At 36.0% G+C, this 10,151-nt stretch carries 9 protein-coding genes; 2 read left to right on the top strand and 7 right to left on the bottom strand.

What is annotated here, in order from left to right:
• Positions 1–121: 121 nt before the first annotated feature.
• Positions 122–604: a transcription/translation regulatory transformer protein RfaH gene (gene rfaH, locus CXF64_RS20735; RefSeq protein WP_101218015.1), complete on the bottom strand. Its 483-nt coding sequence runs from the start codon at positions 602–604 to the stop codon at positions 122–124.
• A gap of 668 nt (positions 605–1,272) precedes the next feature.
• On the opposite strand from rfaH, the gene CXF64_RS20730 reads away from it, so the two are divergent.
• Positions 1,273–2,646, top strand: a complete 1,374-nt coding sequence (locus CXF64_RS20730) for an MBL fold metallo-hydrolase RNA specificity domain-containing protein (protein ID WP_101218014.1) — start codon at positions 1,273–1,275, stop codon at positions 2,644–2,646.
• Between the two features lie 369 nt (positions 2,647–3,015).
• A complete protein-coding gene (locus CXF64_RS20725; protein ID WP_331459152.1) occupies positions 3,016–3,483 on the top strand; it encodes an REP-associated tyrosine transposase in 468 nt (155 codons plus the stop codon).
• Between the two features lie 116 nt (positions 3,484–3,599).
• On the opposite strand, the gene CXF64_RS20720 is transcribed toward CXF64_RS20725, so the two are convergent.
• From CXF64_RS20720 to CXF64_RS20695, 6 genes are all read right to left on the bottom strand, one after another.
• Positions 3,600–5,534 carry a polysaccharide biosynthesis protein gene (locus CXF64_RS20720; protein ID WP_101218013.1) on the bottom strand — a complete coding sequence of 645 codons (1,935 nt, stop codon included), beginning with the start codon at positions 5,532–5,534 and terminating at the stop codon, positions 3,600–3,602.
• A gap of 165 nt (positions 5,535–5,699) precedes the next feature.
• Positions 5,700–6,248, bottom strand: coding sequence for a sugar transferase (locus tag CXF64_RS20715; protein WP_101218012.1), 549 nt, complete (start codon positions 6,246–6,248; stop codon positions 5,700–5,702).
• Positions 6,241–7,155 (bottom strand): NAD-dependent epimerase/dehydratase family protein, encoded by a 915-nt coding sequence (locus CXF64_RS20710; RefSeq protein ID WP_101218011.1) that lies wholly within the window; start codon positions 7,153–7,155, stop codon positions 6,241–6,243. The genes CXF64_RS20715 and CXF64_RS20710 overlap by 8 nt, the downstream gene beginning before the upstream one ends.
• Entirely contained in the window at positions 7,152–8,084 is a 933-nt protein-coding gene (locus CXF64_RS20705) for a glycosyltransferase (RefSeq protein WP_101218010.1), read from the bottom strand. The genes CXF64_RS20710 and CXF64_RS20705 overlap by 4 nt, the downstream gene beginning before the upstream one ends.
• A complete protein-coding gene (locus CXF64_RS20700; RefSeq protein ID WP_101218009.1) occupies positions 8,084–8,935 on the bottom strand; it encodes a glycosyltransferase family 2 protein in 852 nt (283 codons plus the stop codon). Before CXF64_RS20700 ends, CXF64_RS20705 begins: the two co-directional genes overlap by 1 nt.
• A complete protein-coding gene (locus CXF64_RS20695; protein ID WP_157823689.1) occupies positions 8,932–10,131 on the bottom strand; it encodes an O-antigen polymerase in 1,200 nt (399 codons plus the stop codon). The genes CXF64_RS20700 and CXF64_RS20695 overlap by 4 nt, the downstream gene beginning before the upstream one ends.
• Between the last annotated feature and the right edge of the window lie 20 nt (positions 10,132–10,151).

The following is a 10,151-nucleotide window of genomic DNA, read 5'->3' as shown; positions in this document are numbered from 1 at the left end:
GTGAACTTAACCATGTAGCTTTAAGTGCTTTAGGCACGCTTCCGCCCTTAGGTTACAGTTCCTAGTTACTGATATAAAAATATTTTTTCGCGGCATAAAGCCGCTGCTACGTTTTTAGTTATTATTGCTTAATATCTTTATTATCTACACTTACTTCAATTTTTTGATTAAGTAAGTTAATTAGTAAAATACTGCGCAAGTCGCCATCGGGCTCTTTGTATATTGCTTGTATATTACTGAATGAATCGTTGTTAACACTTACTACATCACCTGTTTTTGGTATTTTTGATTCTATAGTATGTGCACGTTCATTTTTTAACTGGTCAATTATGTGCTTAGAAACCAACTGATAACTTGCCCCATAAGAAACAAAACCACCTATTCCACGGGTATTTTTTACAGCAGAAAAGTTACCATTTTTTGATTCAAGGCATACAAATAAATAATTAGGGAATAAAGCGGTGTGTTTGACGGTCCGACGACCTTTAACCAACCTTTCGGTAGTTAATTGGGGGTAAAACGCTTCAATCCCTTGATTTTGCAAGTTAGTTTTAGCTCGCTCTTCTTGCTTAGGTTTGCATACGACTAAATACCAACATTCCATAGTAGCCCTTAATACATAACTAAATTGCAAAAAATACAATTCCAAACTAAACAACGGCGGCATTATAGCCAACATAGAGTACCTATGTAAATAAGCCTTAGCGGTTAATAGCCACTCACTTTAATAAATATTGTTATTGAGTTTAAAGGGAGTAAAGGCCTTGACGCTAGTTTAGTACCTATAAAGCCATGTTTAGATTGGGCTAAACAAAAGTTTAACCGCGAAAATTTATTAAAAACTTTAATTAATATTTTTTAATAAATATACAAGTAAGAGCGCGAAGTAAATTCGCACCTACAAGTTGGTACATGTTTGTAGGTGAGGTTTTATACCTCGCTTTTTTTGGAGTTAATACAAGAGCGCGAAGTAAATTCGCACCTACCGGTTGGTATATATTTGTAGGTGAGGTTTTATACCTCGCTTTTGGGGAGTTAAAACATGAGTGCGAAGTAAATTCGCACCTCCGGTTGGTACATGTTTGTAGCTGAGGTTTTATACCTCGCTTTTTTAGGTGTTAAAACATGAGCGCGAAGTAAATTCGCGCCTACAGGTGGGTACATGCTTCTAGATAAGGTTATTAATTTAGCCCAAGCGTTAGAACCTTGAATAATTATGGCTTTACTTCTACCTTAAAATTCAATGTAACAAATTGATGACAAGGAAGCACAATGCAAATACTTCACCACGGAGCGGTTAATGGGGTTACTGGTTCGTGCCACGAGCTAGTCGTTAACGAGCAAACAAGTGTGCTTATTGATTGCGGGTTATTTCAAGGCGAAGACTCTAAAGCCGATTTATCAATTGAGTTTAATATTACCCATGTTACTGCGCTTATTGTTACTCATTGCCATATTGACCATGTTGGGCGAATTCCTTACTTATTAGCAGCCGGTTTTAAAGGCCCTATTTTTACAAGTATTGCATCTGCCAGCTTATTACCTTTAGTAATTGAAGATGCTTTAAAAGTGGGTGTAACCCGCGACCCTAAAATTATAGCTGCCTGCTTAAGCTTATTAAATAAACGTATAGTTGCTGTAGATTATAAAACGTGGTTTGAACTACCTTGCAAAGGGCTCAGTAAAGCTAAAGCGAGGTTTCAGCGTGCAGGCCATATATTAGGTTCTGCATACGTTGAAATTGATGTTACAAATAGCGATAACAACAAACATTGCGTTGTATTTTCCGGAGACTTAGGCGCGCCATATACCCCGTTACTCCCTTCGCCAAAGCCGCCCTATAAAGCCGACACCCTAGTTATTGAATCAACCTACGGTGATAAAAATCACCAAGGCCGTAAAGAGCGTACTAAAACGCTAAAAAGCATTATTGAACGCGCCGTAGCCGACAATGGTGTTGTTTTAGTACCTGCTTTTAGTATTGGCCGCACACAAGAGCTACTTTATGAATTAGAGCAACTCATACATAGCTCATCTAAAAAGTCTAAGTGGCGAGACATTCACGTAATACTCGACTCCCCTATGGCAGCCAATTTTACTGAGCAATACAAAACGTTTAAGCACCTATGGGATAGCGAGGCCAAACGCAAAGTTGCAAACGGTAGGCACCCGCTCGATTTTAACAATCTAACTACGGTTGATTCACACAAAGAGCATTTGGCTGTTATTAACTATTTAAGTTCGCGACAAACACCAGCCATAATATTAGCGGCAAGTGGTATGTGCACTGGTGGCCGAATAGTTAATTATCTTGAGCGATTTTTAAGTGACAAAACCACCGATGTATTGTTTGTAGGTTACCAAGGAAACAAAACGTTAGGCCGCGAAATTCAAACATATGGCCCACGTAATGGGTATGTTTTTATAAATGATGCTCGCATAACTATAAACGCAAAAGTACATACAATTAGTGGTTATAGTGCCCATGCCGATCAAAACGGATTAATTAAGTTTGTAACGGGTATGCATAAAAAGCCAAGCCTGATAAAAATTGTGCATGGCGATGATGATGCAAAAAACGCGTTAGCCGCAAAGTACAAAGAGGTTTTAGGTAATGATGTTGAAGTTGAGATAGGTAGATCGTAGGCGTGAAGCTTGCTCACGCAATTTAATAAATACGTAAAAGCTGCGCTTTTAGTGCGCCAGCAAGCAAGACGCCTACATGGTCACATACATCGAGGGTAAAAATCCGCGTAGGCGTGAAGCTTGCTCACGCAAATTAATAAATGCGTAAAAGCGGTGATTTTAGTGCGCCAGCAAGCAAGGCGCCTACATGATCACATACACCGAGGGTAAAAACCTACGTAGGCGTGAAGCTTGCTCACGCAATTTAATACATACGTAAAAGCTGCGCTTTTAGTGCGCCAGCAAGCAAGGCGCCTACATGGTTACCATACATCGAGGGTAAAAATCCACGTAGGCGTGAAGCTTGCTCACGCAATTTAATTTATTCAAATGGAAATTAATTATATGGCTAACACACATAAACGTTTAAAAGGACGCTGCACTTCGGTAAACGCTTATTACTCTATTACAATTTGCTGTGATTTTCGTAAGCCATTATTTGCTAACTTTTTATGTGCTCGGTTAATTGCGAGTGAACTCATTAAATTTTCAAGAAACAATTCACTTAATACTATCTGCTACGTAATCATGCCTGATCATATACATTGGATTTTACAGTTAAATAGTAGCCTTGACCTTTCAAACCTAGTTAGGAATTTTAAAAACATTACAACTTATAGACTTAATAAACATAGTGGTACACACGGAAAGATATGGCAATCAAATTACTATGACCACAAAATAAGAAATGATGAAGATTTAATAGGTCAAGCGAGGTATATAGTGGCAAACCCTTTACGTGCGGGCTTAGTGGACAACATAAGGAAATACCCATATTGGGATTGTGTTTACTTGTAAAAGCGATGGCTTTAAAGCGCCAGTAAGCAAGGCGCCTGCATGACCACATACACCGAGGGTAAAAAACCACGTAGGTGTACGTCATTCCCAGATCAAACTATTGCAATCTATTCGCTTTAGGAGCCACTTACATTTGGTAAAATTGTAACGTTAGTCTGCTTATTAAATTTTTGCTTCCAATTCAAATCACAAATGCCATCAGTGGGTGAGAAAGCGGTAGGTGCTGTTAAAAATAACCTACGTATTTCTTGATGATCAGACTCGTCACATGCAATTTTAAGTTTATCTAAAAATGGATCGAGCTCAGACCAAGGCATTTTAACTTCTTGTGCACTTAGGATTCTTGGGTGGTCTGTTCCAATAACGTTATCTCCAATGAGTAGCTCTTCAAAGAGTTTTTCACCTGGGCGTAATCCTGTGCACTTTATTTCTATATCGCCATTTGGGCGTTTTGCATGTTTAACTTCAAGCCCTGATAAATGAACCATTTTAACAGCTAAATCTTTGATTTTAACAGGCTCTCCCATATCAAGTACAAACACGTCACTACCCACTCCCATTGCACCTGCTTGAATAACCAACTGGGCAGCCTCTGGTATTGTCATAAAGTAACGGGTTATATCTTGATGGGTTAGTGTTATTGGGCCACCTGCTTTAATTTGTTTTCTAAACAGAGGCACAACAGAACCAGACGATCCTAAAACATTACCAAATCGCACCATGGTAAAGCGTGTTGTGTCTTGGATTTCAGATAGCCCTTGCAGTACTAATTCAGCCATGCGCTTAGTTGTGCCCATTATATTTGTTGGGCGCACTGCTTTGTCTGTAGAAATTAATACAAATGTTTCTACTTTAGTGTTTATTGCTGCTGTAGCTAAATTATAGGTACCATAAACATTATTACGTACGCCTTCAACAACATTATGTTCAACTAATGGTACATGCTTATATGCTGCAGCATGATAAACAGTTTGTACACCAAAAGTAGCTAGTGTTGATTCAACAAGCTTTTTATTTTGAATAGATCCTAATATTGGAAGTATTTCAAAGTTCAGGTTATGTGTATTGGAGTATTCTGATAGCTCTTTTTCTATTGCGTATAAAGCAAATTCAGAAAGCTCAAATAACACTATTTTAGACGGACTATTCTTAATTATTTGCCTACAGAGTTCTGAACCTATAGAACCGCCTGCACCCGTTATCATAACAACTTTATTTGCTATATTTGCTGACATTAAATCTTGACGTGGTTGAACTGAATCACGCCCTAACAGGTCATCAATTTCAACATCTTTGACTTCATCAAGATTAGTTGTCCCTGCAACAATATCGGCCATACCGGGAACTGTCATAACTTGTAGTTTAAATTTTTCTATTGCGTTAAGGACTTCTTTTCGACGACTTCGAGATGTACTTGGTAGTGCCAGTAGTATTTTATTTGCACACTTTTGCTTTGCTATTTCAGCAATTTGCGACGGTGCATGTACACAAATACCTTGAATTAACGATAAATGCTTTTTAGGGTCGTCGTCTATAAAAGCGACGGGTGAATATTCTGGCCCGTTTGCTAAGGCGGTGGCTAATTGACGACCAGCAGAACCAGCCCCATATATAATTACACCTTCTTTACGGCGCATAGTTATTTGACCAACTACGGCTCGTACGGTTAGCCTTGCACCACCTACGAATAGAATACAAAAGCTGGCATAAATAAAAGGCACTGTTCTTGGTACTGGCGCACTAAGGAAAAAAGATAATACTGTTAAATAAACAGTCGAAAGTACCACGCCCGCAATAATTGCCCACATAGCTTGAGTGTTCATATAGCGCAATACAGCTCTGTAAAGTCCAAGCTTTACAAAGCTTAATAAACTCAAAGGCAATACTGTTGCCAATAGTACCCATGTGTGTGTATTTTTTAAAACGGCTGTGCTGTCTAGCCTAAGCAAAAAAGCCAGCCAAAAAGCCACTATTATAAATACGCTATCGATAAGGAGAGAAATAATTCTTTTTTGAGGACGAGGCAAATTTACTAAAAATTTTAAAGGCACAATACATTTCCCTGAAGCTAGCAGCAATACTGCTATTCTATTGATTACAATTTTACTACAAGATGAACAACTATTGCACTTAATAGTTAAAGACTATATGTAAATATTTATATAGTCTTTATGTATTTGGTTATTTTTTGTAAGTTTTTGTACCACTGCAGCTTACTACTTAACTCTATCACCGCTCCCTTTACCTGCAACAGTTTGGAATATATAGCTAAAGTAGTTTTTTAAATTCAAAGTACTAATCATTTTATAATCAGTTTCAGCTAGCAATTCTGGCGTTGACATATCGATTTCGTTTACCTGCGCTAAACCAGTAATGCCTGGACGCACATCATAAATGTTTTTAGTATCACGAGCTGTTGTTAGCTCTTTTTGGTTAAATAGACCTGGGCGAGGTCCAACCAAACTCATTTCACCTTTTAGTACATTCCATAGTTGTGGTAATTCATCTAATTTAGTTTTACGCAAAAAGCCACCAAATGGCGTTATAGATGATGTACTTGCTAAGTGACTAGCAACAGATGCAGTATCCACTGACATTGTTCTGAATTTTATTAAGATAAAAGGTTTTTTGTTCTTCCCAACTCGCTCTTGTTTAAATATAGGCGACCCTGTATCGAAAAGGCCAATAATGTATAAAATAAGTAGAAATGGTAGAGCAAAAAGCAAACCAAAAAGCGCAAAAAAAATATCGAATAATCTAATCATGAATATCTCTGTTTATATATGACATAGCTTGGTTTAATGAGTACGGAGGTTTCCAATCTAAAAGCTTCGCTATATTAGAAGAATCAACTTCTAAGTCGTCAACTAGTTGCCCCACCATTTCTGACTTTCTGGTGATTTTTCCGATTAATAACATCAAGCTGATAGGTATTGGTAATTGGAAACTAGTTTTATTTAGACCTTTTGCCAATTCATTCGTAAAGTGCTTTATTGATACGGACCTACCATCCGAAGCTAAAAATGTTTCCCCTGCTGCTTTTGAATGATGGGTACATAGTAGTATTAAGTCAGCCAAATTTTTTATAAAAATAAAACTTCTTTTATTGTTGATTAATCCAAACGGTAATATTGGAAGCGCACTAACGAGTTTTTTTAGTAAGCCAAAGTTACCTGGTGCTGAAGCTCCGTACACTAATGTAGGCCTTATAATAACCACTTCTAAACCTGTTTCTAAAGACACTTTTTTTAAGCCTAGCTCAGCCTCAAGCTTAGACTTTGCATAATCATTATGTGGTTCTGCAGAATCAGAGTTACAAAAAGGATCACCTTTAGTACTTTTACCATTTACACCAATAGTGCTTATAAAAACAAACCTCTTTACATTTGCTTTAGCAGCCATTCTTGCCAAGTGAATCGTGAGCTCTGTATTATAGTTGTAATAATCATTAGCTGTTACTCCCTTAGTATGGGCTATACCGGCTAAATGAATAATGGCGTCGTATCCTTTCATATCTTCAGCTTTAGCATCTTTAAGTTGAGGGATTACTTTATGCTCACACCCTTCGATATAGTTTCGCGTTAAAGCAAATACATGCAGCTTACTTTTAGCGCAAAGTTTTGTAACCTCTTTTCCAATAAATCCAGATGCACCTGTTAAGAGTAACTTCAAAATACATTTCCTTCTTCTTTATTGGGACCTTTTATAAACATTGCCAAGAAAAATAAAGCGCAAAAAAGTTTATGCGAAGTTTTTCGCCTTAATTTGTAACTAATAAAGGAAAGCTTTAAATACCCTAGTCGTCCTTGTCTTAAATATTTCATAGGTTTAGTATTTTCTTGCCCGATAAACTGGGACTGAGATTTGGCATAAGCTAACCCACTCCCATCGAACATTGCTTTGGCTCGATTTATGAAAGACGATATTCCTGCGTTAGCACCAACCTCATTCTGATTATGCTGCCTGTATTTCATAGAAGATCTAGGATCTATAACCCACTTATAACCATTAAAACGAGCAAATGAGTAACAGAACCAGTCATGCAACCATAACAGGTGAACTTTTGAATAGTTGACCCGAATATTATCTTGGATTAAACAAAATAAGTTAGCTGTAAAAACAAAAGTGCATCCAGGGCCTGGAGATTCAAATAAATAATCAAACTCAGATTGTGGAGAAGATTTATGGACTAGTTTCTCTCGACCATCCTCCCAAAATGCAAGAACATTTGACGAGTATCCATCTGCGCTAGTTTTGTTTAACATGCTAACAGCATCGATTAATTTTGAAGCGTTCCAAATATCATCTTGGTCTGCAAACGCAACATATTCAAACTCTTCAACATTCACAGATTTTATTAAATGAAAAAAATTGCTTCCTGCAGAACCAAATTTTTCACCATATTCTAACAATTCAATATTAGGATATTTTAAAGCAAAAGCGGTGATAATTTCATAACTACGATCTGAACTTTTATCTAAAGAGATAAATACTGTTAAGTCTACTTCCTTTTGCTCGAGTATAGACTTTAACTGCTCGCTAATATAAGACTCACCATTGTAAGCAGCCAGTAAAATAGCGATTCTATTTTTCTTAGCCATCAACTAAATCGCCCTAAAACACCATCTTTACAGCCTCTTATTAGGCTTTTTAAATAGGCCACTCGTTCTCCTTTAGAAAATAAAATAAGGATACCTTGATGAATAATAGAGAATATTATCTCTCTCAGTGCCATCACCTTAGGGACATAGGAAAGCCTAAGTAAGAAAAATGAATTTCTAATCCGATAATAACGTCTGAAAGGGCTATGCTTTGGAATATAAAAACGTCCTATCTTCAAGGTTTTATCACCAATAGAGTGGATCATCCTGGCTGAAGGAACGATTAAAACTTTCAAATTTTTACTAGCGGCTCTTAGGCACCACTCAGTATCTACATAATCTATGAATAAACTATCAAGCATGTAACCTATTTTTTTCAAAGCCTTTGGCTCTACCATTGTACCTGACGATATGGCGTTATTAACAAAAAATTCTGGTTTATCGGAACTAGGGTAATGCTTTATACGCCCACCATGTTTAGTGATTTCGACTATCGGATAAATAAACCCACGCGCGTTATCAATAAATACTGGAGCTGTAATTTGGGCTCGCCCATTAGAGATTGGTTCATATAATGATGCGATAAAAGTGTTATCTTTAATGCTTGAATCCTGATCGAAAAATATTAATGCATCAGGGGAAAAAGATAAGGCATATTCAATCCCGACATTCTGTGCTTTAGCAATACCCAAATTAGATTCTAATTTAATTATTTCACACTCTGCAGTAACCGGTTCTGCGCTTCCGTTATCAACTATTACAGGAGTAACTTGATTATTTTTCAGCGCATTAATTAGGCTAGTCAAATTATCTTGAATCGGATTGTAAGTAACTATTACTGCAAATATCATTTGTTAGTTTTAGCCTTTAAAGTAATAAAATATATAAACAAAAAGATTAACCATGAAAATAAAACGTTATAAAAATTGGTAAAAACAGACATGATCATTATGAAACAAAGAACAGCCCAAAAAAACGTATACCGAATAGAATCTGAATGTTTTGCTTTTAAGAAAAATACTGTATTAATTATACCGTATAATATTGCTAACAGTGTAACTCCAACTAAGCCAAAGTCTAAGTATGGATCAGCGATGATGGTCCCTAAACGAGCAAAGCTATCTAGCTGAACGGCATATTCAATATTGTATGCTTGATCATATTTAAGAACTTTGATAAATGACTGTAACGAATATTTACCATAGCCAAATTCTTGAGAATCGACCTTGGTAATCATATCATTTAGTGTCACCAAGTTTTGACTCGTATATAAGTTAAATGTCACATCAAATGTATTAACATTTCTCTCTTTTGGCACCCCAGCATATGCTTTAAGATATTCGAGCTGAGAGATCGAGTTATTTATAGATTGAATCCTAACGAACCCAAGCACTAAAAACATAACAGAAGTAAAAATAACAGCTTTTAATATATACTTATTAGTATTTATTTTATTAACTTTAGCATATGTAAAAAACATAAAAACAATTGAGAATATAAATATTTGCCTTGACATAATATTGAGCAATACAAATATAGACACGAATAAAACAACGAAAAACTTAAACCTTCCAATTTTATTATTTTTATAGAAGTAATAATATACTGATGGAAATATCGCAATTAGCATCACAAAGTAATGAAGAATAGGAACATAATACATGTCCTCGTATACATTAATTTTGTGTATTAATGCAATGAAAAACGGAAACCCTCCAGTTAATGCACACTCAATTAAGAAAATAACAAGTCCAAAAATTAAAAAAAGATCGACCACAAGTACACTATGAATTTTATGATTAATTATCTTCTTTTTCAAAATTGATTTTTTATTTAATAAAGTTAATAAAACACCTAACACATAAAAAGATATAAAAAATATAATAGCGGAGATAGTATCTAGACTCAGAATCTCTTGCTTAGATGAAAGCATATACTGGTAATAATAAACACCTAATATAAAAGGAAACATGAGAGACAAGGGGTTAACAATTTCCTTATCTATAGAAAGCATTAAAAAGACATAAAAGAATAGTCCAATTGTCATACTAAAAAATACAGTGTCAA

This window comes from Pseudoalteromonas sp. GutCa3 (assembly GCF_002836155.1).
GTDB classification, from domain to species: Bacteria; Pseudomonadota; Gammaproteobacteria; order Enterobacterales; family Alteromonadaceae; genus Pseudoalteromonas; species Pseudoalteromonas arctica.
The sequence above is the reverse complement of the archived record's forward strand: the minus strand, read 5'-3'. Positions and strand labels throughout refer to the sequence as shown.